The sequence below is a fragment of the Comamonas terrae genome (assembly GCF_001544075.1).
GTDB lineage: Bacteria > Pseudomonadota > Gammaproteobacteria > Burkholderiales > Burkholderiaceae_C > Comamonas > Comamonas terrae.
Window position 1 is genome coordinate 609,215 of record NZ_BCNT01000003.1, and the last position, 24,583, is coordinate 633,797.

22 protein-coding genes are annotated in these 24,583 nt (G+C 64.7%); 14 read left to right on the top strand and 8 right to left on the bottom strand.

Annotation, left to right across the window (positions count from 1 at the left end):
• Positions 1 to 12 precede the first annotated feature (12 nt).
• The 4 genes from Cte04_RS06140 (at position 13) to Cte04_RS06155 (ending at position 4,000) form a co-directional block, all read left to right on the top strand.
• Positions 13 to 1,716 (top strand): NAD+ synthase, encoded by a 1,704-nt coding sequence (locus Cte04_RS06140; protein WP_066473692.1) that lies wholly within the window; start codon positions 13 to 15, stop codon positions 1,714 to 1,716.
• 58 nt (positions 1,717 to 1,774) lie between these two features.
• Positions 1,775 to 2,965 (top strand): bifunctional nicotinamide-nucleotide adenylyltransferase/Nudix hydroxylase, encoded by a 1,191-nt coding sequence (locus tag Cte04_RS06145; protein WP_066473695.1) that lies wholly within the window; start codon positions 1,775 to 1,777, stop codon positions 2,963 to 2,965.
• 69 nt (positions 2,966 to 3,034) lie between these two features.
• Positions 3,035 to 3,535: a GNAT family N-acetyltransferase gene (locus Cte04_RS06150; RefSeq protein ID WP_066473703.1), complete on the top strand. Its 501-nt coding sequence runs from the start codon at positions 3,035 to 3,037 to the stop codon at positions 3,533 to 3,535.
• A gap of 159 nt (positions 3,536 to 3,694) precedes the next feature.
• Complete coding sequence (locus Cte04_RS06155) at positions 3,695 to 4,000, top strand: H-NS histone family protein (protein WP_066474068.1); 306 nt, start codon at positions 3,695 to 3,697, stop codon at positions 3,998 to 4,000.
• 54 nt (positions 4,001 to 4,054) lie between these two features.
• Here the strand turns inward: Cte04_RS06155 and Cte04_RS06160 are convergent, their stop codons facing one another.
• Positions 4,055 to 4,636, bottom strand: coding sequence for a 4'-phosphopantetheinyl transferase family protein (locus Cte04_RS06160; RefSeq protein ID WP_066473715.1), 582 nt, complete (start codon positions 4,634 to 4,636; stop codon positions 4,055 to 4,057).
• Positions 4,636 to 8,727, bottom strand: coding sequence for a Pls/PosA family non-ribosomal peptide synthetase (locus Cte04_RS06165; RefSeq protein ID WP_066473718.1), 4,092 nt, complete (start codon positions 8,725 to 8,727; stop codon positions 4,636 to 4,638). Before Cte04_RS06165 ends, Cte04_RS06160 begins: the two co-directional genes overlap by 1 nt.
• Before the next feature lie 396 nt (positions 8,728 to 9,123).
• Between Cte04_RS06165 and groES the strand changes: the two genes are divergently transcribed.
• Together groES and groL are read left to right on the top strand one after the other, a co-directional pair.
• Positions 9,124 to 9,414, top strand: coding sequence for a co-chaperone GroES (gene groES, locus Cte04_RS06170; protein ID WP_066473722.1), 291 nt, complete (start codon positions 9,124 to 9,126; stop codon positions 9,412 to 9,414).
• 175 nt (positions 9,415 to 9,589) lie between these two features.
• Positions 9,590 to 11,233: a chaperonin GroEL gene (groL, locus tag Cte04_RS06175; protein WP_066473725.1), complete on the top strand. Its 1,644-nt coding sequence runs from the start codon at positions 9,590 to 9,592 to the stop codon at positions 11,231 to 11,233.
• Between the two features lie 176 nt (positions 11,234 to 11,409).
• Here groL and pgi read toward each other — a convergent pair whose 3' ends face one another.
• Together pgi and tal are read right to left on the bottom strand one after the other, a co-directional pair.
• Positions 11,410 to 13,020 (bottom strand): glucose-6-phosphate isomerase, encoded by a 1,611-nt coding sequence (gene pgi / locus Cte04_RS06180; RefSeq protein WP_066473730.1) that lies wholly within the window; start codon positions 13,018 to 13,020, stop codon positions 11,410 to 11,412.
• A gap of 11 nt (positions 13,021 to 13,031) precedes the next feature.
• Positions 13,032 to 13,994: a transaldolase gene (gene tal, locus Cte04_RS06185; protein WP_066473733.1), complete on the bottom strand. Its 963-nt coding sequence runs from the start codon at positions 13,992 to 13,994 to the stop codon at positions 13,032 to 13,034.
• 245 nt (positions 13,995 to 14,239) lie between these two features.
• Here tal and Cte04_RS06190 point away from each other — a divergent pair, with 245 nt between their 5' ends.
• Complete coding sequence (locus Cte04_RS06190) at positions 14,240 to 15,085, top strand: MurR/RpiR family transcriptional regulator (RefSeq protein WP_066473736.1); 846 nt, start codon at positions 14,240 to 14,242, stop codon at positions 15,083 to 15,085.
• A 44-nt stretch (positions 15,086 to 15,129) separates the two neighbouring features.
• Here the strand turns inward: Cte04_RS06190 and Cte04_RS06195 are convergent, their stop codons facing one another.
• Positions 15,130 to 16,296 (bottom strand): porin, encoded by a 1,167-nt coding sequence (locus Cte04_RS06195; protein WP_066473740.1) that lies wholly within the window; start codon positions 16,294 to 16,296, stop codon positions 15,130 to 15,132.
• 220 nt (positions 16,297 to 16,516) lie between these two features.
• Complete coding sequence (locus tag Cte04_RS06200) at positions 16,517 to 17,566, bottom strand: porin (protein ID WP_066473743.1); 1,050 nt, start codon at positions 17,564 to 17,566, stop codon at positions 16,517 to 16,519.
• Between the two features lie 319 nt (positions 17,567 to 17,885).
• Between Cte04_RS06200 and coq7 the strand changes: the two genes are divergently transcribed.
• Entirely contained in the window at positions 17,886 to 18,503 is a 618-nt protein-coding gene (gene coq7 / locus Cte04_RS06205; RefSeq protein ID WP_066473746.1) for a 2-polyprenyl-3-methyl-6-methoxy-1,4-benzoquinone monooxygenase, read from the top strand.
• Between the two features lie 56 nt (positions 18,504 to 18,559).
• On the opposite strand, the gene Cte04_RS06210 is transcribed toward coq7, so the two are convergent.
• On the bottom strand, positions 18,560 to 19,012 hold the full coding sequence (locus Cte04_RS06210) for an OsmC family protein (RefSeq protein ID WP_066473748.1): 453 nt from the start codon (positions 19,010 to 19,012) through the stop codon (positions 18,560 to 18,562).
• A gap of 388 nt (positions 19,013 to 19,400) precedes the next feature.
• On the opposite strand from Cte04_RS06210, the gene ilvA reads away from it, so the two are divergent.
• The 3 genes from ilvA to Cte04_RS06225 all read left to right on the top strand — a co-directional run bounded on the left by ilvA (position 19,401) and on the right by Cte04_RS06225 (position 22,410).
• Positions 19,401 to 20,954 (top strand): threonine ammonia-lyase, biosynthetic, encoded by a 1,554-nt coding sequence (ilvA, locus tag Cte04_RS06215; RefSeq protein WP_066474069.1) that lies wholly within the window; start codon positions 19,401 to 19,403, stop codon positions 20,952 to 20,954.
• Positions 20,955 to 21,031: 77 nt separating this feature from the next.
• On the top strand, positions 21,032 to 21,847 hold the full coding sequence (cobS, locus tag Cte04_RS06220) for an adenosylcobinamide-GDP ribazoletransferase (RefSeq protein WP_066473758.1): 816 nt from the start codon (positions 21,032 to 21,034) through the stop codon (positions 21,845 to 21,847).
• The gene (locus Cte04_RS06225; protein ID WP_066473761.1) at positions 21,844 to 22,410 is read left to right on the top strand and encodes a histidine phosphatase family protein; all 567 of its coding nucleotides are present in this window, start codon (positions 21,844 to 21,846) and stop codon (positions 22,408 to 22,410) included. The genes cobS and Cte04_RS06225 overlap by 4 nt, the downstream gene beginning before the upstream one ends.
• A gap of 122 nt (positions 22,411 to 22,532) precedes the next feature.
• Here Cte04_RS06225 and Cte04_RS06230 read toward each other — a convergent pair whose 3' ends face one another.
• A complete protein-coding gene (locus Cte04_RS06230) occupies positions 22,533 to 23,003 on the bottom strand; it encodes a type II secretion system protein N (protein ID WP_066473764.1) in 471 nt (156 codons plus the stop codon).
• A gap of 46 nt (positions 23,004 to 23,049) precedes the next feature.
• Between Cte04_RS06230 and gspG the strand changes: the two genes are divergently transcribed.
• The 3 genes from gspG (at position 23,050) to gspI (ending at position 24,553) form a co-directional block, all read left to right on the top strand.
• Positions 23,050 to 23,502: a type II secretion system major pseudopilin GspG gene (gene gspG, locus Cte04_RS06235; protein ID WP_066473767.1), complete on the top strand. Its 453-nt coding sequence runs from the start codon at positions 23,050 to 23,052 to the stop codon at positions 23,500 to 23,502.
• Positions 23,503 to 23,667: 165 nt separating this feature from the next.
• Complete coding sequence (locus tag Cte04_RS06240) at positions 23,668 to 24,099, top strand: prepilin-type N-terminal cleavage/methylation domain-containing protein (protein ID WP_066473771.1); 432 nt, start codon at positions 23,668 to 23,670, stop codon at positions 24,097 to 24,099.
• A gap of 94 nt (positions 24,100 to 24,193) precedes the next feature.
• The gene (gspI, locus tag Cte04_RS06245; RefSeq protein WP_066473774.1) at positions 24,194 to 24,553 is read left to right on the top strand and encodes a type II secretion system minor pseudopilin GspI; all 360 of its coding nucleotides are present in this window, start codon (positions 24,194 to 24,196) and stop codon (positions 24,551 to 24,553) included.
• The last annotated feature ends 30 nt before the right edge of the window (positions 24,554 to 24,583 follow it).

The following is a 24,583-nucleotide window of genomic DNA, read 5'->3' on the forward strand; positions in this document are numbered from 1 at the left end:
CAGGAGAGAACCATGCTGCGCGTCACCATCGCCCAACTGAACTACATGGTCGGAGACATCGCCGGCAACATCCGGCGCATGACGGAGGCCGCACGCCAGGCCCACCGCGACGGCGCCCAACTGGTGGTCTTCTCCGAGCTGTCGCTGTGCGGCTACTACCCCGGCGACATGCTGGACGAGCCCGACTTCCTGCAGCGCCTGCAGCAGGGCCTGCACGACCTGCTGCAGGCCACGCGGGAGTTCCCGCAGCTGCACTGGGTGGTCGGCGCGCCCACGCGCGCCCAGGGCCCGGGCAAGCCGCTGCACAACAGCCTGCTGGTGCTGCACAACGGCCAGATCCGCCTGCGCTACGACAAGCAGCTGCTGCCCACCTACAACATCTTCGACGAGCGCCGCCACTTCGAGCCCGGCGCCGATACCGCCAAGGTGCTGCGCATCGGCAGCAGCCAGGTCGGTTTTCTGGTCTGCGAAGACGGCTGGAACGACCGGGGCGCGGATTACGCCACCAACCCCTTTGTGCGCATGGGCGATGCGGCGCCGGACCTGGTCGTGAGCATCAATGCCAGCCCCAGCCATCTGGGCAAGCGCGAGCAGCGCCACGAGGTGTTCGCCCAGGCCGCGCAGCGCCACGGCCTGTCCATCCTCTATGTGAACCAGATCGGCGGCCAGGACCAGATCGTGTTCGACGGCGCCTCGTTCGCCGTCGTTCCCGACCGTGGCGTGGTGTTCGAGGCCAGGCGCTTCGAGGAGGATGTCTGCACGCTGGAACTGGACGAGCAGGGGCGCTTTCTCGCACTGGGCGGCGAGCCGCTGCCGCCGGTCGCGGCCCAGGGCCTGCCCACCATGGAGTTCTACCGCCAGCAGATCGTGCTGGGCTTGCGCGACTATGCGCGTCGCTGCGGCTTCCGGCAGGTGGTGGTGGGCAGCTCGGGCGGCATCGATTCGGCGCTGACCCTGGCCCTGGCCGTGGATGCGCTGGGCGCCGACAACGTGGTGGCCATCACCATGCCCTCGCGCTACTCGTCCAGCGGCTCGGTGGACGACTCGGTGCAGCTGTGCCGCAATCTGGGCATACGGCTCTACGAGCATCCGATCAAGGAGCTGGTCGACACCTATGCGCGCCAGTTCGAGGCCAGCTTCGGCGAACCGCTCCAGGGACTGGCTCTGGAGAACCTGCAGGCCCGCGCGCGCGGCACCACGCTGATGGAGTTTTCCAACGCCTTCGGCCACCTGCTGCTGACCACGGGCAACAAGTCCGAAGTCTCCGTGGGCTATTGCACGCTGTACGGCGACACCAACGGCGGCCTGGGCCTGCTGGGCGACCTGTACAAGACCGAGGTGTTCGCGCTGTCGCGCCACATCAACGAGCGCGCGGGCCGCGAGCTGATCCCGCAGGCCATCATCGCCAAGCCGCCGTCGGCAGAACTGGCGCCAGGCCAGAAGGACGAGGACAGCCTGCCGCCCTACCCGGTGCTCGACGAAATCCTCAAATGGCAGATCGAGGGCCACCACCTGTCCGGCGCCGAATACGAGCATGCCGCACAGTTCGTGGCCCAGCTCCGGGAGCAGCCCGGCGGCAGCGAGCTGATTGCCCGCGTGCAAAAGCTCGTCTTCCGCAGCGAATACAAGCGCCGCCAGGCACCGCCCATGCTGCGCGTGCGGCCGCGCGCCTTCGGAACGGGCCGGCAGATGCCGATTGCTGCACACTACGAGTAACTTCAACGCCTCCAGACTCCCGGGGTCGCCAGCCGACTCCCCATTTCGCTTCCATCCCATGCCACAAGCCAGCGCCTCCCTCTCCAGCACCCGCCTGGTCACTGCCTCGCCCGAAACACTGCCCACGTCCACGCCGGTGCATACGGCCGTGCTGATCGGGCGCTTCCAGCCGCTGCACAACGGCCACATGGCGCTGCTGCATGCGGCGCTGGAGCGGGCCCGCCAGGTGGTGGTGGTGCTGGGCAGTGCCTGGCAGGCGCCCAATCCCAAGAACCCCTTCAGCTGGCAGGAGCGCGCGCAGATGCTGCACGAAGCGCTTTCGCCGGACGACGCCAGACGCGTGCACTGCGTGCCCGTGCGCGACTACTACAACGAGCCGCTGTGGGTGCAGGCCGTGCGCGACGCCGTCGGAGCCCATGTGCCCGAAGGCGCCAGCGTGGCGCTGGTCGGCCATTTCAAGGATGCGAGCAGCAGCTACCTGGCGCGCTTTCCGGGCTGGGAGCTGATCAGCCTGCCGCGCCTGGGCCAGTTCGATGCCACGCCGCTGCGCGACATTTTCCTGGGCGATGGCGACGCCTCGCCTCAGGCGCTGGAGTCGGCACTGGCCCGGCTGTCCGCCCAGGTGCCCGACAGCACGCTGCAATTCCTGCGCCGGTGGGCGCAGACGCCGCTTTACGCCCGCATGCAGCAGGAATGGCGCATGCTCAGCGCCTACAAACAGGCCTGGTCCCAAGCCCCCTATGCGCCGGTCTTCGTGACCGTGGACGCGCTGCTGCGCTGCCGCATACCGAGCAAGGATCCGCGCGGCCATGACCAGGTGCTGCTGATCCAGCGCGGCCATGCGCCCGGCAAGGGCCTTTGGGCACTGCCCGGCGGTTTTCTCGAGCAACGCGACAGCCTCTGGCAATCCTGCGTGCGCGAGCTGCGCGAGGAGACCTGCTCGGCCATCAGCGAGGCCGACCTGCTGGCCGCGCTGCAGACCGTGCAGGTCTTCGACCATCCCGACCGCAGCCTGCGCGGGCGCACCATCACCCATGTGCACTATCTGGACCTGGGCGTTCAGCCCGGCCTGCCGCCCGTGCAGGGCGCCGACGATGCGGCGCAGGCGCGCTGGGTGCCGGTGGCCGACCTGCCGCAGATGGAAGGCGAATTCTTCGAGGACCATTTCCAGATCCTGTGCCAGTTCCTGCCCATTGCGCTGTCGAACGAGCAGCCACGGGAACGACCGGCGGCAGCCCGCAGTGCTTGACCCCAAAAACATAGCTGCTACCGCAGGTGGAGAAAGCGCCTGCGGGCGTTTTCTTCTATATTTTAGTGCATGAGCAAAGCCATCATCCGCCCCGCCACCGAGCAAGACACAGACCTCATCCTGCACTTTGTCCGCGAGCTGGCCATCTACGAAAAAGCCGAGCATGAAGTGCTGGCCACGCCCGAGCATGTACGGCGCACGCTGTTCTGCGCGAATCCGTCGGTCTTCGGCCTGATCTGCGAAGCCGAAGGCCGGCCCGTCGGCTTTGCGGTCTACTTCTTCAACTATTCCACCTGGCTGGGACAGCACGGGCTGTACCTCGAAGACCTGTATGTCACGCCCGATGCGCGCGGCCATGGCGCAGGCAAGGCTTTGTTGCAGCATCTGGCGCAGATTGCCGTGGAGCGCGACTGCGGGCGCTTCGAATGGAGCGTGCTGGACTGGAACACGCCCTCCATCGAGTTCTACGACAGCCTGGGCGCGCTGCCGCAGAACGAATGGATACGCTATCGCCTGACGGGCGAAGCCCTGCAGGCCCTGGCCCGGGGCAAGGAAAAGGCCGTCGCCTGACGCGCCCGGCCAGCGCAGCCGGCCGGCGGCTCCGGGCCAGATGATGCAAAAAGTAAATACGCACCATCAACAATGCAGGCCGGTCCTGCCTGCCCCAAAATCGCACGTTTTGAAACAAAAATGGCCTCTGCAGTGACCAGCGGCCCCAGGAATCACAGCATGCCCAGCTACCAGGAACTACTTGCCCAGAAAAACGAACTCGACAAGCGCATCGAGCAGGCGCGCCATGCCGAGGCCAAGGAAGCGCTGGCCACGGTCAAGCAGCTGATCAGCACCTTCGGCTTCACCGCCCAGCAGGTCTTTCCCTGGAAGCCCGAGGAAAAGAAAAGAGTCGAGGCCAAGTACTACGATCCCGAGAGCGGCGCGACCTGGACCGGCCGCGGCAAGCCGCCCAAGTGGATCGAAGGCAAGAACCGCGATCTGTACACGATCAAGCAGACCGACAATCCCTTCCCCGTCGAATAACGGCCATCGGCCGCGCGCGGGAAACGGCATCCTGCCGGCGGCAGCGGGCGGCCTTCACCGCCAGGCCACGGCGCCTGCATAGCCCCGGGCCAGCAGCACCGCCGCGCTGCGCATCTGCGCCAGCCGCGTCGGCAGCCTTTCGCTCCACTCCACCAGATCCAGGCCCGCGCATTTGAGACGCGCTTCGTGCAGCGTCCAGGCCTGGGTGAATTTCTCGAAAAAGAGAGCATCTAGCGCAGTATCCATCAGCATCCTGGCAGTTTCCTGTGCCAGAAACAGATGCGCCACCGCTTCCAGTTCCCTGCGGGGTGCAAAGCCATCCAGCGCCTGGATATCCACACCGACCGGACCTTCCCGGCGCCATGCCAGCAGCGCCAGCCCCGGCGCATGGCTGATGGAGCAATGCGACTGAGGCAACGGCCTGCCGCGCATCAGCAGCCGCGGCGCCTGGCCCCGCACATTGGTGACCTGCAACGCATCTGCCCCACAGCCCAGCGCCGGCGCCAGGCAGGCGCGCAATGCGGCGCGAGCCTGCTGGCGCGCCTGATCGCGGTCCTCTGCCAGTCCTTGCACCAGCCACACCTGCGGTGCGCCGGCCTGCTCCCAGCCATCAAAGGTGCAGGGCTGGATCGCCATCAGGCCCGGGCCGGGGCTGCCGGCGCGCCCTCCCAGCGCGTGCGCGCGGGCAGGGCCTCGCCCTTCATCACCAGGGTCAGCGGGCCGAGCTGCACGCCGTCGCCCACGCGGGCGCTGTACAGCACGGTGCAACGGGCGCCCATGGTCACGCGGTTGCCGATCACCACATGGTCGATCTTCATCACGCGGTCCTCGAACAGGTGGGTCTGCGGGCAGCACAGCGCGTTCAGCTCGCTGTGTGCGCCGATGGTCACGCAGTCGTGCTCGGTGATGTCGGTGGTGTCCAGCCACGCGCTGGCGGCAATGCGGCTGCCCATCAGGTTCATGGCCAGCGGCAGCCAGGGCGTGCCGCGCAGGTAGCGCAGGAAGTTGGGCACGGCCATGCCTTCGTACATGTTGGTGGCGGCCTCGGAGAGCCAGACGAAGGGCGTCCACATGGGCACGGCCTTCTTGTCGTAGCGCCGCACGGTGAGCCACTTGAACAGCGCCACCAGGAAGAAGGCCGCCATGCCGAAGACCACGCCCGACACGGCCAGGTCCACCACCACATCGCCCCACCGCCCCTCGGAAGCCAGCGGCATGGCGTCGAGCACGATGGCGTAGCCCACGGCGATGACCAGCGCATGCGGCGCCGCGATGCGGAAGGCCTCGACCAGGCCGCGGCCCAGGCGCCGCCAGGGCGACGGCGCGAAGGTCAGGTGCTCGGGGTAGCCCTGGACCACCTCGCGTGCCGGCAGATTGATGGCGGGCGCGCCCAGCCAGGTGTCGCCGCTTTGCATGTCGGCGTTGCGCGGCACGGCGGTCATCACGCCGATGAGCACGTTCTCGGGGATGGTCGAGCCGTCGGGCACGTAGGCGCCGTTGCCGATGAAGCTGCGGCGCGACACCACCGTGGGCTTGACCGTCATCCAGCCGCCGTCGATGTGCTCGTCGCCCAGCATCACCGCGTCGGCCACAAAGCATTCGTCGCCCAGCGTCAGCATGTCGGGCACCACGCCCAGCGCGGTGGACAGCTCGGTCTGCCGGCCCACCTGGGCGCCGAGCAGCCGATACCAGGTGGACGAGTACACCGTGGCGTAAATGCCGTGCAGCGTGGCCAGGCTGGCCTCCTGGATCTGGTTGACCAGCCACTTGCCCAGGTAGCGGCCGCTGTGGACCGACCAGCTGCCGGCCCGGGTGCGCGGCAGGAACAGGTAACGCACCAGCGCGGCCACCAGCACCGTGCAAGCCACCAGCACCGCGCTGGACGGCAGCGCGAGCACAAAGAATTTCAGAAAGCGCAGCACGAACGCGCCCACCGCGTCGACCACACCCTGCTCGATCAGCGGCCGCACCGAGATTGCATCCACGTCGAGCACGTCGATCAGCATGAAGGTGGGGAACACCGGCATGAAGAACAGCGTGGCCACCAGCAGTCCGCCGACCAGGAAGACGAACTTCTCCCAGGCCTTGCGCACATGCCCCACGACCTGGCGTGGCGGCAGGCTGGTAGGGTCGAAATCGCCCACGGCGCGTGCAGGAGAACCCGCCCAGATGGCCCGCGGCGGCAGCACCATACCATCGGCCAGCGCCGACTGGCCTTCGAGGTGAGACCAGTCTTCCAGCCGGGTGTTGCCCTCGACCACCACGTACGAGCCTATGCAGACCTCGTTGCCGATGTCTATGCGGCCCAGCACCAGCTCGCCGCCCTCGACGCGGGCGTTCTCCAGGTTGACCGCATTGCCGACGCTCACGCCGTCGCCGATGGCCAGCAGGTCATGGGCGCGCACCGTCATCGAGCCGAGGTTGGCCTCGCGCCCCACCTTTGCGCCCAGCGCACGCAGCCACAGCGGGTGCAGCGACGACCCGGTGATCATGGCGATCGGCACCGCCTCCACCAGCCGGTCGGCGAACCACCAGCGGAAGTAGGTCACCCCCCACAGCGGGTAGCGCCCGGGCTTCAGGCGCCCGGCCACCAGCCATTTGCCGGCCCAGGCGATGCCGAACTCGGCCAGCGTGGCGATGGCGAACGCCAGCACCGACATGGCGACGGCGAAGGCGACGGAATCCGATTCGTCGCCGGTGAAGAAGTGGTAGGTGAAGAACGGCGCCAGCCACTGCGCCATCTTGATCAGCACCAGCAGCGGGATCGCTACCGCCTGCGCCGCGCCGCAGCGCCAGCGCCGCCATGCGGAGTGGAGGCGGAACGGCCGCTCGGCGGCTACCGCATCGCCCTGCGGCATGGCCACCTGCAGCGCCTCGGCGATCGCGCCCACGCGGCGCTGCTGATAGATGGTGCTGACCGAAGCCTCGGCAAAGCGCTCGTCGGCGCGCAACAGCGAGGTCAGCCGCGCCGCGAACAGCGAATGCCCGCCCAGGTCGCTGAAGAAATCCAGCGCGCGGCGGATGGGTTGGCCCGGGAAGAGCTGGGCCAGCGCGGCGAACAGCACTTCCTCGGCCGGGGTCTCGGGCGTGTCGGATCCAGACAGGTCCACCGCGGTGGACAGCGCCATCGCCTTGAGCGCCTTGCGGTCGATCTTGCCCGAGGTCAGGCGCGGCATCTCGGCCAGCGCCTCGAAGCGCGCGGGCACCATGTAGGGCGGCAGGCGCTCGGCCAACGCGCTGCGCAATGCCGTATGCGTGGGCGGCGCAGCGGCGCCCGGAACCTCGGAGAGCACATAGAAGGCCACCAGCTGGTCGATGCCATCGTCCTTGCGCAGCAGCACCGCCGTGGTACCCACGCCCGGCTGCTGTGCCAGCACGGCCTCGATCTCGCCCAGCTCGACGCGAAAGCCCCGGATTTTGACCTGGTCGTCGGCGCGGCCCAGGCAGTGGATCTGGCCGTGCTCGTCGATGCGCGCCAGGTCGCCCGTGCGGTACAGGCGCGTGTCGTGCGGGCCGCTGGCCCAGGGGTTGGCCAGGAACTTCTCGGCCGTCAGCTCGGGGCGGCCCAGGTAGCCGGCGGCCACGCCGGGGCCGGTGATGCACAGCTCGCCGACTTCACCCTGCGGCAGGCCGACCAGCGCGGGTGCCGTGCCCGCCGGAAAGCTGTCGGGCTCGATCACCTGCACCACCACCAGACCATAGTTGGGCAGCGGCGTGCCGATGGTCACCGGCTCGCCGGCCTTCAGCTCGGCCAGGCTGGCCGACACCGTGGCCTCGGTGGGGCCGTAGGTGTTGAACATCTGCCGCGTGCCACCCCCATCCCGGTTGGCCCAGCGCGCCACCAGCGATTCCGGGCACATCTCGCCGCCGAGGTTGATGAGGCGCAGGCTGGGCACGTCCTGCGCGAACAGCGCCAGCAGTGTGGGCACGGCGTGCAGCACCGTCACCTGCTGCTCGATCAGCGCGCGCGGCAGCGCCTCGGGGTCGCCGGCGATCTCGCGCGGCGCCAGCCACAGCGTGGCGCCGACGAGGTAGCTGATCCAGATCTCCTCGAACGACATGTCGAAGGCCACCGAGAAGCCCTGGTAGACCTTATCGCCCAGGTGCACGCCCAGGCGCGCGTTCTCGCTGCGCAGGAAGTGGCAGATGCTGCCCTGGGTGATGGCGATGCCCTTGGGCTTGCCGGTGGAGCCGCTGGTGTAGATCACATAGGCCGGGTGCCCGGGCAGCGCGCCTTCGCGCCGGCGCGGCACGGTGCCCGCGGGCAGCGGCGCGAGCAGTTCGGTGTCGGCAAGAATCAGGGCCGAAATGCCCTCTTGTGCTTGCACCACGTGCGCCTGGCGCTCTGCAACCAATAGCGCCTTGGCCTGGGCGTCTTCCAGGCAGGTGGCGATGCGCTCGGGCGGGGTCTCGGCATCGAAGGGCAGCCAGGCCGCGCCGGTCTTGGCGATGGCCAGCTGCAGCGTGAGCAGCTCGATGCCGCGCGGCAGCCACAGGCCCACCATGTCGCCGGGGCGGATGCCGGCCTCGATCAGCCGGTGCGCGGCGCGGCCGGCATCGGCATCCAGCTCGGCATAGCTGCGCTGGCGCGCTTGCCCGCCCTGCCCCTCGATCAACGCCGTCTGCTCGGGATGGGCAGAGGCGGTGGCCTCGAAGATGTCGGCCAGCACCTCGTGGCGCAGCAAATCCGGCCGCTCGGGCCCGCGCAAAACAACAGTGTCAGACATACCATCAGCGGCTTACCCGGGGCAACCGTGCACCCGAACGTGGCGGCACCGCTCTTTTCTGCCCGCCATTATTGAGCCGGTCAGGGCCCTTGCGCGTATCGCACAGGGCAGGCAGGCCGGGCTTTTCACAATAAATGCCGACCTTGCAGGGTAAAACCGGACGCGCAGGCGCCCCGGGAAAGACTCAAGGCGGCGCTTGTCCACCAAAGCCTGCCGGCCTGCGGCCCTATCCCCTGCAATGCCGGTCATGTGGCTCTTGAAACTGCCAGAATTTGCCTTATTATTAGCACTCAACGGGGTCGAGTGCTAACAGGCTCTTGATCCCATATCTTCCGGAAGCCGGTCCTTGCGGCTGGCAAGTCTTGTTTCAACTTTGTTGATGAATTAGGAGTTGGTATGAACCTGCGTCCCCTGCACGATCGCGTGATCGTCAAGCGCCTCGAAAACGAAACCAAGACGGCTTCGGGCATCGTGATCCCCGACAACGCCGCCGAAAAGCCCGATCAGGGCGAGGTGCTGGCTGTGGGCCCCGGCAAGAAGAATGACAAGGGTGAAACCATCGCCCTGAACGTGAAGGTCGGCGACCGCGTTCTGTTCGGCAAGTACAGCGGCCAGACCGTCAAGGTCAACGGCGACGAGCTGCTGGTGATGAAGGAAGACGACCTGTTCGCAGTCGTCGAAAAGTGATGGCCCTGCGGGCAATCACTTTCGTCGAAGGCTGACTTCGCATAGCGAAGTCAAGGGCTGCAAGCCCGGCTGCAGACAAAAGCACCCGCATACAGTTACTCTTATTTTCATAGCTTCCAGCGCTTCATGAGAAAGCACTGGCAGCCAAATTGAATCAAATTCTTAGGAGCCAAAAATGGCAGCAAAAGACGTAGTTTTCGGTGGTGAAGCACGTGCCCGCATGGTCGAAGGCGTGAACATCCTGGCCAACGCCGTGAAGGTCACCCTGGGTCCCAAGGGCCGCAACGTGGTGCTGGAGCGCTCGTTCGGCGCCCCCACCGTGACCAAGGACGGCGTGTCCGTGGCCAAGGAAGTGGAACTGAAGGACAAGCTGCAGAACATGGGCGCCCAGCTCGTGAAGGAAGTGGCCTCCAAGACCAACGACATCGCCGGCGACGGCACCACCACCGCAACCGTGCTGGCACAGGCCATCGTGCGCGAGGGCTCCAAGTACGTGGCCGCCGGCCTGAACCCCATGGACCTCAAGCGCGGCATCGACAAGGCCGTCGCCGCCCTGGTGGATGAGCTGAAGAAGCAATCCAAAGCCACCACCACCTCCAAGGAAATCGCCCAGGTGGGCACGATCTCCGCGAACTCCGACTCCGACGTGGGCGAGATCATTGCCCAGGCCATGGACAAGGTCGGCAAGGAAGGCGTGATCACCGTGGAAGAAGGCAAGAGCCTGGCCAACGAACTAGACGTCGTGGAAGGCATGCAGTTCGACCGTGGCTACCTGTCGCCCTACTTCATCAACAACCCTGAAAAGCAGGTTGCCCTGCTGGACAACCCCTTCGTGCTGCTGTTCGACAAGAAGATCAGCAACATCCGCGACCTGCTGCCCACGCTGGAAGCCGTGGCCAAGGCCGGCCGTCCCCTGCTGATCATTGCAGAAGACGTCGAAGGTGAAGCCCTGGCCACCCTGGTGGTCAACACCATCCGCGGCATCCTGAAGGTCGTGGCCGTCAAGGCTCCCGGCTTCGGCGACCGCCGCAAGGCCATGCTGGAAGACATCGCCATCCTGACCGGCGGCAAGGTGATCGCTGAAGAAGTGGGCCTGTCGCTGGACAAGGTGACCCTGGAAGACCTGGGCCAGGCTGCCCGCGTCGAGATCGGCAAGGAAAACACCACCATCATCGACGGTGCCGGCAAGGCCGAGGAAATCGAAGCCCGCGTCAAGCAGATCCGCATCCAGATCGAGGAAGCCACTTCCGACTACGACCGCGAGAAGCTGCAAGAGCGCGTGGCCAAGCTGGCCGGCGGCGTGGCCGTGATCAAGGTGGGCGCTGCCACCGAAGTCGAAATGAAGGAAAAGAAGGCACGCGTGGAAGACGCGCTGCACGCCACCCGCGCTGCCGTGGAAGAAGGCATCGTGGCCGGCGGCGGCGTGGCCCTGCTGCGCGCCAAGCAAGCCGTGGGCGAGCTGTCCACCGGCAACGCCGAGCAGGACGCCGGCATCAAGCTGGTGCTCAAGGCCGTGGAAGCGCCCCTGCGCGAGATCGTGGCCAACGCCGGTGGCGAGCCTTCGGTGGTCGTGAACGCCGTGCTGAACGGCAAGGGCAACTACGGCTTCAACGCTGCCAACGACACCTACGGCGACATGCTGGAAATGGGTATCCTGGATCCCACCAAGGTGACCCGCACCGCCCTGCAGAACGCCGCTTCCGTGGCTTCGCTGCTGCTGACCACCGAGTGCATGATTGCCGAGGCCCCCAAGGCTGACGCAGCCCCTGCCATGCCCGACATGGGCGGCATGGGTGGCATGGGCGGCATGGGCATGTAATTGCCCGCCGGCTTGCTGGATGGCTGCAATGCCATTCAGCTTCCCCCTCGATAAAAAAGGCCGCATCTTGCGGCCTTTTCTATTTGCGGATCAAAACAGCTCCAAGCGCAAGTCAGGTAGACGCTAGCCGCTACCTTATCAGGAGCATCACAGCGCTACTGCCACACAAGACAGCTTCAGCAGGCTTGCGTGGCCGTCAGGCGCTGCATCAGGCCCAGCGTGGACGCATCCACGCCATTCCAGTCCCCGCTTTCCAGGCGCGCATTCAGTTGCCTGGCCAGCTGTTTGCCCAGCTCCACGCCCCACTGGTCAAAGCTGTTGATGTCCCAGACCGCTCCGGAAACAAAGATGCGATGCTCGTACAGCGCGATCAATGCCCCCAATGCGGCCGGATCCAGCTGCTGCAGCAGCAAGAAGGTGCTGGGGCGGTTTCCCGGACAGTATTTCTCGGCGCCTTCGCCGTCACGCCCCACCATCAGGGCCTGGGCCTGGGCAATCGCATTGACCACCAGGCTCTGGTGGTGCGCGCCCAGGTATTTGCCGCCGTCACTCAAGGCAATGAACTCCACGGGAATCACGTCCTGGCCCTGGTGCAGCATCTGGAAGAAGGCATGCTGGCCGTTGGTGCCCGGTTCGCCCCAGATCACGGGCGCCGTTTTCACGGCCAGGGGCTGGCCGTCACGCGTCACGCCCTTGCCGTTGCTCTCCATCTCCAGCTGCTGCAGATAGGCCGTCAGGCGCCGCAAGCCATGGCTGTAGGGAGCGATGCAGCGGCTGGAAAAATTCCAGAAATCCCGGTACCAGACATCCAGCAGTCCCAGGCGCATGGGCAGGTTCTGGTCCATGGACGCTGTAAAGAAGTGGGCATCCATGGCATGCGCGCCATCGAGCATGGCCTGGAATTGCCGGGCCCCCACGGCGATCGCAATCGGCAGACCGATGGCAGACCACAGGGAAAAGCGGCCGCCGACCCAATCCCAGAAGCCCAGCGTGCGCCGGATACCGAACTCTGCCGCGGCCTGCACATTGCTGGTCAGTGCCACAAAGTGCCGGTCGATGGAGCATGCAACTGCCGGGTCCTCGCTGCCGCCCTGATCCAGAAACCACTGCCGCGCCGAGCGCGCATTGAGCATGGTCTCCGCCGTGGTGAAGGATTTGGAAGCGACCAGGAACAGCGTGCTGTGCGGCCGGACCTTGCGCAGCACATGGCCCAGCTCATGCCCGTCGACATTGGAGACGAAGTGAAAGCACTTGCCGGTGTCGACCCAGTCCTCCAGCGCATTGACCACGACTTCGGGCCCCAGATGCGAGCCACCGATGCCGATATTGACGATGTCAGTAATGCTGTCGTCCGCCCTTACCTGCTCTGCAAGCGCGAGCATGGCTGCCCGGGTTTCATGCACTTCGGCCAGGGCTTCTTCCATGGCAACAGCCCACGCTTGCCGCACGGCATTGTGCTGCAGCAGTCCTCCATCCCGGGGCATGCGCAGCATCCAGTGCATGGCGGCCCGCTCTTCCGTGCAATTCACCGCTGCGCCGGCCAACATGGCATCGCGTTTTTCCTGCACCTGGCTTTGCCTGGCAAGGTCGCGCAGCAGCCGCTCCGTCTCCGCGCTCCAGAGATTCTTGGAAAGATCGGCAAACACATGCGGCGCCTGCATGCTGAGATTGGCAAGACGGGCGCCGTCCTGCGCAAAAGCCGCACGCAGATCCATGGACAGCATCTGTTCGCGGTGGTGGGTCTGCAAAGCCTTCCAGGCCGGCAGACCATGGCATAACAAGGTCAAGAAAAAACTCCTCAGTCCGCAGCCTGCTGCATCAATGCTTCCAGCTTGCGGGTGTCGGCAGCGAAAGCCCGGATGCCTTCGGCCAGCTTCTCCGTTGCCATCGCATCTTCGTTCAGGGCAAAACGGAAACTGCTTTCATCGTAATGCACCGGCTCCAGTGCCAGCTTCGCAGCCTGCGCGCCGTCGAGCGCACACGCCACCGGTGCTGCCGCCACATCCACGGCGGCCAGTTGCGCCAACAGTTCGGGCGCAATGGTCAGCAGATCGCATCCGGCCAGGGCCAGGATCTGCCCCGTGTTGCGAAAGCTCGCGCCCATCACTTCGGTCGCAATGCCGAAGTGCTTGTAGTGCTCGTAGATCCTGCGCACGGAAGCCACGCCGGGATCGTTATGGCCCGCCATCGCGGCTTCATCCCACTGGGCACCGGCCTGCTTTTTGTACCAGTCATGGATCCGGCCGACAAACGGCGAAATCAGCTGCACTCTGGCCTGACCACAGGCGACCGCCTGGCAGAACGAGAACAGCAATGTCAGATTGGTATGGATGCCTTTTTGCTCCAACAGGCGCGCGGCCTCAATGCCTTCCCAGGTGGAGGCGATCTTGATCAGCACCCTGTCGACATGCACGCCGCTGGCCTGGTACAGCTCTATCAGGCGCTCGGCCCTCGCCACCGTGGCGTCGGTATCGAAAGACAGGCGCGCATCCACCTCGGTGGATACACGGCCCGGAATCAGGTCCAGGATCTCGCAGCCGAAACGCACCAGCATGCGGTCCATGATTTCGTCAAGCGAGCGGCCTTTCCACTGCGCCACCGTCGTCCGCATCAGAGGCGCATATTCGGGCTTTTGCACCGCTTTCAGGATCAGCGACGGATTGGTTGTCGCATCCTGGGGACGGAACTGAGCCAGTTGATGAAAATCTCCCGTGTCGGCCACCACGGTCGTGAACTGTCGCAGAGCTTCCAACTGGTTCATACATACTCCAACGGTTGGTTATAAAGTGCGGCCAAAGCCGTCACATCCATAGACCATCAAGTTTAGAGCCCACCCGGGCCGATATTCGCAAGCCGGCGGCCTGGATAACCACTTGTTAACCCTCGGCAAGCGCCGATACGCCTTTTTCATTCAGCTATTTTGCTGCCGCCACCAATGCTCACGCCTTATGCTTGAAGCTTTCGGAGACTTTTCTGGATAGAGTTTCCGCTGCCCGAACATCGAACATGCTGGATCGCATCACCGCCTCACTTCCCTCACTTGCACCCGCCGAGCAGCGGGTTGCCCGACTGGTGCTTGCCGATCCCCGTGCATTTGCCCATCTGCCGGTCAGGGAGCTTGCCGAACGCGCCCACGTCAGCAAACCCACCGTGGTGCGCTTTTGCCGCAGCATGGGCTATGACGGCCTGGCCGACTTCAAGCTGAAACTGGCCGGAAGTGTCAGCGAAGGCGTGCCCTTCATCCACCGCAGCGTGGACAGCGACGACAAGACGGCCGATGTCATGGTGAAGGTGGTGGACAACGCCGTGGCCGCCTTTCTCCAATACCGAAACGCAGCCAGCACCACGGCCATCGAGCAAGCCGCCCAGGCGATTGCCGCGACCTGGCAGACGGGCAGGCGCATAGAGTTCTATGGAGCCGGCAATTCGGGCATCGTGGCCCTCGATGCCCAGCACAAATTCTTTCGCCTGGGCGTGACCAGCTTGGCCACCAGCGACGGCCACATGCAGGTCATGAGCGCCACCCTGCTGGGTCCCGGCGATTGTGTGGTCATCATCTCCAACTCCGGCCGTACGCGCGACCTCATGGATGCGGCCGACATTGCCCGCAAGAACGGCGCCACCACCATCGCCATCACGGCCAGCGGCTCCCCCCTGGCGTCTGCCTGCCAGATCCACCTGGCCGCCGACCACCCCGAAGGCTACGACCGCTACAGCCCCATGGTCTCGCGCCTGCTGCACCTGCTGATCATTGACGTGCTTGCCACCTGCGTCGCCTTGCGCATCGGCCCGGCACTGCAGCCGGCGCTGGAACAGATGAAGGACAACCTGCGCGCCAAGCGCTACACCTGAGCAAAAAAGCTCCCATAGGGAGCTTTTTTGCGGCCTTGCGCTTTTTAGAAACGGTGACGCAAGCCCACGGTGATACCGGTCCGTTTCGTGGCGCCATTGGTACCATCCAGAGCCACGCCAGCGCCCCCGCTAACCTTGGTGTGGTCGATGCCGAAGTAGGCATCGGTACGCTTGGAGAATGCATAGTCTGCAACCGCCACGATGAAATCGGCCTTGCCGTTGAAGTCACCGGTCGCAGAACCTTTCTGCTTGGCATGGTAGTAATGCAGTCCAGCGTTCAGCTGAGGCGTGATCTGATAACCAAAGCCGATCTTGAACATTTCCCGCTTGTTGGCGGCATTCAGCGGACTGGCGCCTGCGACAAAGCCTCCGTTCGAAGCACCTGTCCAGAAGGAATTGAGAACGCCGATATCCACCGCATTATTGGCTGGGCCACCCTGCAAATCCTTGCGCTTGTTCGCTGCATAACCGGCCATCAGATACCAGGGGCCCGTGCGATAGGAGCCACCCAGCGTATAGGCATCCACCTTGGTGCCGCCGGGCAACGTGGTGCTCAGATACGCGGCGCCGGCAGAAATTCCCTGGTTGGAATAGCGCAGATAGCCACCCGCGGTCTTCAGCGCAGTGCCAGGGGTCGGAGCAAATGCCCCCCTCTTGGCAACGGTCTCGCCTTCATCAAAGGAATACTGCAGGCCGGCTCGCACGGGACCAAACTCGGCAACATACTTGAGCATGTTGTTGGCACGCGCGCCCATGGCCATACCCAGCTCGGGCTTATAGGCCTCCATATAGGGGGAATACGGGAAAGAGGCATAGGACGTCGTCACCAGATCGAACAGGATGTTGTACTGGCGACCCATGGTGAGCTGGCCAAAGCTCTTGCTGCGCAGGCCCACCCAGGATTGCGCGAAATAGGTGAGCCCTGGTGCAGGAGTCACACCATCGTCGGTGGTGAAGCGGTTTTCCAGATTCGCGATGGCCGACAGTCCGCCACCCAGATCCTCGGTGACGTTGATACCCCAGCGGCTTTGCGACATGCCGCCGCCGATCATTTTCGTCAGGCCAGCTTTGTTGGGGCCTTCGTTATTGGTATGCCGGATTGCCGCATCCACAATGCCGTACAGCTGCACACTACTTTGCGCCGAGGCCAGAGATGCCGCTCCTCCCAGAACAGCCATTGCAATTGTTGTTTTCACAAATGAAGAAGCCATTGCGTTGTCTCTCTCTTGTTAATAATGGTTGGTGGAACTTGCATTCTAGAAATGCTTGGTTTCCTCACATAACCATTTGCACAAGCGCAACACAGGCCTTTCCCTCTCAGGCTTTCCCTTCTTCGTGTTTTCCCTTTGATTGGCACCATGAAAAAAGGGCCTGTCTTGCGACAGGCCCTTTTTCTTGTCTAAGCAGATACTGGCTTAAGCCAGCATTAGATTAGAAAGCGTGGCGAATACCAACTTGCACGCCGGTTTGGTTCACACCAGCCAGCACGTTGCCATCGTACACACCCTTAGCCTTCAGGCCCAGAACGGAGTTGTCGTTGTTCTTCAGGTAGGACACCGTGCCGTACAGAGCAGTACGCTTGGACAGATTGTGCACATAGCCCAGCGACAGCTGTTGAGCCTTGGTGTCATTGCCCTTCTGGTCGTAGTAGGCGTACTGAGCCTTGACTTCGCCCACGCCACCCACAGGAGCGGACACACCGATCATGTAGTTGTTGTACTTCTGGCTAGGAGCGCCGTCCCACTTGTACTTCACTTGCTGTGCCAGACCGGTCAGCTTGGCCACGCCGAAGTTGTACGAACCACCCAGTTCGATTTCGTCACGGTCACCGCCAACCAGATTCAGCTTGCCATAGGCCAGGGTAGCGCTGATGGGGCCGTTGTCGTAGCCGACGTTACCACCGAAGTAACGGCCAGACTTGCCAGCACCGCTAGCATTTTCATCGAAAGCGTAGCTGATGTTTGCGTTGAAGCCGTTGAAGTTGGGGGTGGAGTAGGACAGCATGTTGTCCTTACGGATGGTGTCCGCATCAGCGATGCCAGCAGCAGGAACAGCCGACCATGCCTTGTAGCCCATGAACTGGCCGATACCGGTAGCGCCGAACACGTCATACTTCAGGGAAGTACGGAACGTGGGGGTGGTTTCACGACCCAGGCGAACTTCACCGAAGTTGCCCGACAGGCGCACGGTGGATTCGCGACGGAAGTTGAAACCGTTCGCGTTGCCGTTGTCACCGAAGATTTCGCCTTCCAGCCAGAAACCGGCCTTCAGACCGCCACCCAGGTCTTCCGTGCCACGCAGGCCCAGACGGCTGGTTGCGTTGCCGCTGGTGCCGACGCCGTAGTGGCTGTTGCTGCCGCCAGCGTCCTTGTTCACGTAGGAGATGCCGGTGTCAACGATACCGAACAGGGTCACGGAAGATTGAGCCATTGCGGCGCCGGAAGCGGCCAGCACTGCCAGGGCAATCAGAGATTTTTTCATTACGAGTTACTCCAAGGTTTAGAAGGGCGCCGGTTCTATGGGAGAGAGACTTGTCTCCTGCTCCACCGGTTTCCCGCGCCAACCTCCTGGTGGGGAAGTTGTTGCCTATTGCACCAGACCCCCGCCCCAAGCGCAAAGAAATTCACCCAAAAACAGCCGATACGACGCGTTTTCGTTGCACTGCCGCAACAAACATCCGGTGCTGCACAATCAGTACAGTCCCTGACGCTTTGCCGCATTGATTGCCCAGGCTCAAACCCTGCGCCGGCCCCGTTGATGTACCGTTGGCGCACAGATCCGCATCGTTTTCCAATCTGCCATGGACCAATTCCTGACCGCTGCCGATGCAGCACTCCGCACCCTGTTTGCCGACCCCGTGGCCGCCGAGCGTTCTCCTGCCCATGGTATTGCCGAAGCACCCCTGATCGAGGAGCAGCGCAGGCTCTCCGGCGCATTGATGCGCGTCAATCATGTCGGCGAAGTCTGCGCGCAGGCGCTGTACAACGCCCAGGCCATGGTGACCAAAGACATGGCCTTGCGCGAGCACCTGCTGCAGGCGGCGCGCGAGGAGATGGACCACCTGGCCTGGACGCGCGAGCGGCTGCATGCTCTGGGCGACCGCCCCTCGCTGCTGAATCCGCTGTGGTTTGCAGGCGCCTTTGCCATCGGCACGATAGCGGCCAAGCTCAGCGACGCGGCCAGCCTGGGCTTCGTGGTGGAAACGGAAAACCAGGTATCAAAGCACCTGGAAAGCCATCTGGGCCGCCTGCCCGATGAGGACGCGGCTTCGCGCGCTGTGGTGGAGCGCATGAAGGAAGATGAAGAGCGCCATGCAGCCGCGGCCATCGATGAAGGGGCAATGCAGCTGCCTCCGATCGCCCAGGGCCTGATGCGCATTGCGGCCAAGGTGATGACCGTTACGGCACACCGCCTCTGATCGCCTTGAACAGGAAGCGGCCGCACAGACCCGCTTCCTGTTGGCTGTCCACTCAATCAGGCTTCCACGATATCAAAGCCTGTGGTGATTTCAGCCGTCTTGCCCAGCATGATGGTGGCCGAGCAGTATTTGTCATGGCTCATGGCAATCGCACGTTCGACGGCTGTGGAGGGCAGGTTCCTGCCGGTCACCGTGAACTGCATGTGAATCTTGGTGAAGACCTTGGGGTCGGTCTCCGCACGCTCGGAAGTCAGCTGTACGCTGCAGCCCCTCACGTCGTGGCGGCCACGCTTGAGGATGAGCACCACGTCATAGGCCGTGCAGCCGCCGGCGCCTGCCAGCAGCATCTCCATGGGGCGCGGCGCCTGGTTGCGGCCGCCATTGGCCGGGGTCTTTTCATCGGGCGCGCCATCCATGTTGACGATATGGCCGCTACCGGTCTCGGCCACAAAACCCATGCCAGAGCGCGTTCCCGTCGTGGCGCCTGTCCAACTTACCGTGCATTCCATTGCTGCATCCTCTCAAATTTGTTGCAATTTTGCATCAGATCCAGAAAAACCCGAATTTTTTTGCACCGCCGCATAAAAATCCATACAATACATCCCAAGCGTTACCTGTGAGGTGAAACCCGCAGATGGACTGCAGATTCATGGATAGCCCTGATCTGCATCGCACCGATTGTCTCCTCCACCTCCTCTAATGGTGGATTCAGCCCCTAGATTTCTGTCTGGGGGCTTTTTTTTGCCTGTGCAAAACAGCACTTCTGCGCCGTCCCTGCAGCGCAACAGGCAAGCGCCTATGATGGCCAGGCTGCGCCGCCGTGCCATCTCCCTGCTGCTGCACCGCCGGCGCTCCCAGCTCCAGCCCCGCCTGGACGACCTGCTTTTGCTTTGCACGATGACCAACGCCCTGACTCCCGCCGACTATCTGACCCGCATTCTCAACGCCCGCGTGTATGACGTGGCCGTGGAGTCGGATCTGGAACCCGCCAAAAACCTCAGCCGCCGGCTGCACAACAAGGTGCTGCTCAAGCGCGAGGACCAGCAGCCCGTGTTCAGCTTCAAGCTGCGTGGCGCCTACAACAAGATGGCCAACCTCTCGGCCGAGCAGCTGGCGCGCGGCGTGATCTGCGCCTCGGCCGGCAACCATGCCCAGGGCGTGGCGCTGGGCGCCAAGAAGCTGGGCTGCCGCGCCGTGATCGTGATGCCCACGACCACCCCTCAGGTCAAGATCGATGCCGTGGCCGCACTGGGCGGCGAGGTGGTGCTGGCGGGTGAGAGCTATTCCGATGCCTACAAGCATGCCGTCAAGCTGCAAAAGACCGAGGGCCTGACCTTTGTCCACCCGTTCGACGATCCCGATGTGATTGCCGGCCAGGGCACGATTGCCATGGAAATGCTGAGCCAGCTGCAGAAACTGGGCAGCCCGCGCCTGGATGCGGTGTTCGTGGCCATCGGCGGCGGCGGCCTGATTTCCGGCGTGGCCAATTACATCAAGGCCGTGCGTCCCGACATCAAGGTCATCGGGGTGCACACCAAGGATTCGGACGCCATGCTCCAGTCCGTCACCGCCGGCCAGCGCGTGGAACTGCCCGATGTGGGGCTGTTTGCCGACGGCACGGCCGTGAAGCTGGTGGGCGAGGAAACCTTCCGCATCGCCAAGGACCTGGTGGACGACTATGTGGTGGTGGACACCGACGCCGTCTGCGCGGCCATCAAGGACATCTTCGTGGACACCCGCTCCATCGTTGAGCCTTCGGGCGCGCTGGCCGTGGCCGCCATCAAGCAGTACGTGGCCAGGCACAAGACCAAGGGCGAGACCTACGCCGCCATCCTGTGCGGGGCCAACATGAACTTCGACCGCCTGCGCTTCGTGGCCGAGCGCGCCGAGGTCGGCGAGGAGCGCGAGGCCCTGTTTGCCGTGACCATTCCCGAGGAACGCGGCAGCTTCAAGCATTTCTGCGAAGTGGTGGGCAAGCTGCCCGGCGGCCAGCGCAGCGTGACCGAGTTCAACTACCGCATCAGCCACGAGAACAAGGCCCATGTCTTCGTGGGCCTGACCACGGCGGCCAAGGGCGAGTCCGAGAAGATCACCCGCAACTTCCAGAAGAACGGCTTCGACGCCATCGACCTGACCTTCGACGAGATGGCCAAGGAACACCTGCGCCACATGGTGGGCGGCCATTCGCCGCTGGCCCACGACGAGCGCCTGCTGCGCTTCGTCTTTCCCGAGCGCCCGGGCGCGCTGTTCAAGTTCCTGAGCCTGATGGCGCCGACCTGGAACATCTCGCTGTTCCACTACCGCAACCAGGGTGCGGACTATGGCCGCATCCTGGTGGGCATGCAGGTGCCTGCCAAGGACAGCAAGAAGTTCGACACCTTCCTGAAGAACCTGGGCTACCCGTGGGTGGAAGAGACCAACAACCCGGCCTACCAGCTCTTCCTGAAGTAAAAGTTCAAGTCTTTTTGGCCTCAAACGCTTGATGGAAAAGCGCTGATAGCTCACTTTTCAGGATTGATCCAGAACCCATGCAAACCGTGCGCCATCTCCTGCTGGCCGTGCAGTTCTTCAGCCGCATTCCGGTCACCGGGCGGCTGGCGGCCTGGGTGGGATGGAGTCCCGAGCTGCAGCGCCAGAGCGCTGCCCATCTTCCGGGCGTGGGCTGGCTGGTCGGCCTGTGGGCCGGACTGGTGCTGGCCGGCACGGGCTGGGCGCTGCAGCCCAATCCCTGGATGCCGCTGATTGCCGCCGCCCTGGCCACGCTGGGCACTCTGTGGCTGACCGGAGGCTTTCACGAAGACGGTCTGGCCGATGTGGCCGACGGCCTGGGCGGAATGGTGCCGCCCGAGCGGGCGCTGGAGATCATGAAGGACTCGCGTGTGGGCGCCTATGGCGTCATGGCGCTGGTCATGGCCTTGCTGGCCAAGGTGGCCTTGACGGCCGGCCTGGTGGCCGTGCTGCAGCCCGCCTCCGCCGCCGTGCTGATCGGCTGCGTGCATGTGCTCTCGCGCCTTGCGCCGCTGGCGCTCATGCGCACCCTGCCCCATGTGGGCCTGGCAGCCACCAGCAAGACCCTGCATATCGCCGGCAGGCAGCTGGACGGCAAGGGCCTGCTCGCGGGTACGACCTGGTGCCTGCCGGCCCTGTGGCTGCTGTGCCAGCTGCACACCCCCTATCTTTTACCCGGCATGCTGACTGCCGGGGCGGTCACCACCTGGCGGGTGCAACGCTGGCTGCGCCGGCGCCTGGGTGGCATGACGGGCGATTGCCTGGGCGCCTGCCAGCAGCTCAGCGAACTGGCCATGCTGCTCGCCGCGCTCGTCACCATGGAGCGCCTGGCATGAAAACGCTCTGGCTGGTACGCCATGCCCGCCCCCTGGTCGCCGCCGACTGCTGCTATGGCCGGCTTGACGTGGCCGTCGATCCCCAGGCCACGCGGCAGGCCGCCCGGTCGCTGCACCAGGCCTTGGCCGCATTGCAGCAAGGCTGCGTCATCCGCCACTCCCCGCTACGGCGTTGCGAGCAGCTGGCGCTTGCCCTGCAAGGGCTGGATGCCAGCTTCACCTCAACGGCCGATGCGCGTCTGCTGGAAATGGATTTCGGACACTGGGAAGGCAGGCACTGGGATGCCATCGGCGAGGAAACCATTGCCGCCTGGGCCGACGACCTGGCCCTGCACGCACCGGGCGGCGGCGAGTCCCTGGCGCATATGCTGGCCCGGGTGAACAGCGCCCTGCAGGATGCCCGGGCCGAGTCTGCGGAGCACATCGTCTGGATTGCTCATGCCGGCGTGGCGCGCTGCGTGCAATGGCTGCTCGGGCATGGAGCGGCGCTGCCCCACAGCACGCAATGGACATTGCCGGCGCCGCGCTACGGGCAGTGGATGAGAGTTGGACTGCCCCCCTGAGGCGCTGCGCGCCTTCCCCCCGGAGGGGGACGACGCCTTCGGCTAGGCGCCCCCACCGCGAGGCGGCTCTTGCTCGGCGTCTCTGGCAAAAGAGACAGTGCCAGACCTAAAGGAGTTCTTCACTAAAGGGGTTTCTTCAGCTCCAGCACGGTGGTCGCCGGTCCCTGCATGCTGCTGCCCAGCCGCGCTTCGCGGGCCGCCAGGGACTGGAGCACCACGCCATCCTCCACCGTATCGCCCACGCGAAAGGACTTGGCCGGCTGGCCGCCCACTGCGATCACGGCAGAGCCCGCGCCCGAATCCCGGCCCGCCAGCACGCCCAGCAGCGCATAGCGGCTGCTCACCGGAGCCGCCGCAGGCGCTGCGACCGGCATGGCTACCGCACCCAGCGCCTTGGCCAGAGCCGAGGCATCGACTTGCAACGCCGGCTCCGGAGCCGGTGCGGGCAGCGGGCCCGAGGCGGCCGAACTCCAGCGCAGGCACCAGAAAACCACCACGCCGGCCGCCAGCGTCCACAGCAGCAGGGTAAGCAGCTTGACGGACCAGGAGCCGCCCCGCGCCCCGGGGCCGGCATTGAAAGAAAGTATTCGCATTGCCCAATTATGATGGGGGGGTTCCGCCTTATTCCCACAGAGCCACATGACGACCACCCGCCGCCGCCCGCTGTCTGCCATTCGCCACACATTCACACGAGGCTTCACCCTGATCGAGCTGATGGTGGTGCTTGTCATCATCGGCGTGCTAGCAGCCCTCATCGTGCCCAATGTGCTGGACCGCGCCGACGACGCGCGCGTGACCGCGGCCAGGACGGACATCGCCAACATCAACCAGGCGCTCAAGCTCTACCGCCTGGACAACCAGCGCTATCCGACTTCGGAACAGGGCCTGCAGGCCCTGGTGACCAAGCCCACGTCCGGCCCCATTCCGAACAACTGGAAGCCCTATCTGGAAAAGCTGCCCAACGACCCCTGGGGCCATCCGTACCAATACCTGAACCCCGGCGTCAAGGGCGCCATCGACATCATGTCCTTCGGTGCGGACGGCAAGGCCGGCGGCGAGGGCAAGGATGCCGATATCGGCAGCTGGCAGTAAGGAAATGGCCCCCACGCTCCCTCACTCCGTGTGGTCGCTGCCCCCCAAGGGGGCCCTGACCGGCTGCGCCGAGCCCCGCCTTGGAAACAGCACGGCGGCGGAGCCTGTGGCATCACGCTCTCTTGCTGCATGCGGTAATTGCAGCTTGTGACTTCTTTGCGCTCCATGCCGTCCTTTCAAAAAGGCTTCACCCTGCTTGAGTTGCTGGTGGTCATCAGCCTGATGGCGCTGGCCACGGCGGGCATCAGCCTGAGCCTGCGCGACAGCGGCGAGCAGCAGCTCGAGCGCGAAGCCCAGCGCCTGGCCACGCTGCTGGAATCGGCCCGGGCCCAGGCGCGCACCAACGGCAGCCTGGTGACCTGGCGCCCCGTGGGCCAGGGCTTTCGCTTCGAGGGACTGCCCAAGCATGTCACCATGCCGACCCAATGGCTGCAGGCCGTCGTGCAGGTACAGCCCGTCACGCCGCTGGTGCTGGGGCCCGAGCCTTTGATCCCTGCACAAAGCATCACGCTGTCATTGTCCCAGTCGTCGCTGGCACCGCTGCGCATCGCCACCGACGGCCTCAGGCCCTTTACCGTGCAGACGACCAGCCCATGAGAGCAACAAGCCCTCCCCTTGGCTCGCTGCATGGAGCCTCAGCCCCTCTGCCAGGCGCCGGCCACGCCGCTTTTCATCCTGGAGCCGCCCGGAGATGAAACGCAACCAGCGCGGCTTCACACTGATCGAGGTGCTGGTTGCCGTGGGCATCGTGGGCGTGGCCCTCATGGCCGGCCTGCAGACCAGCAGCGCACTGACGCGCAACGCCCAGCGCCAGGCTGACGTGACGCTGGGCCAGCTGTGCGCCCAGAACGAACTGGTGCGACTGCGCCTGACGCAGCAGATGCCTACCGTGGGAGACAGCACCGTGGCCTGCGAACAGGCCGGCCGGACCCTGCAGGTACAGCTGAGCGTGCGCCCCACGCCCAACCCCAGCTTCCGGCGCGTGGATGCACAGGTGTTCGCCGACAGCCTGCCGGTGCTGCGCGTTTCGACCATTGTGGGGCGGTATTGATGGCCTTCCTTGAGTTCCTTCGCGCCTTCC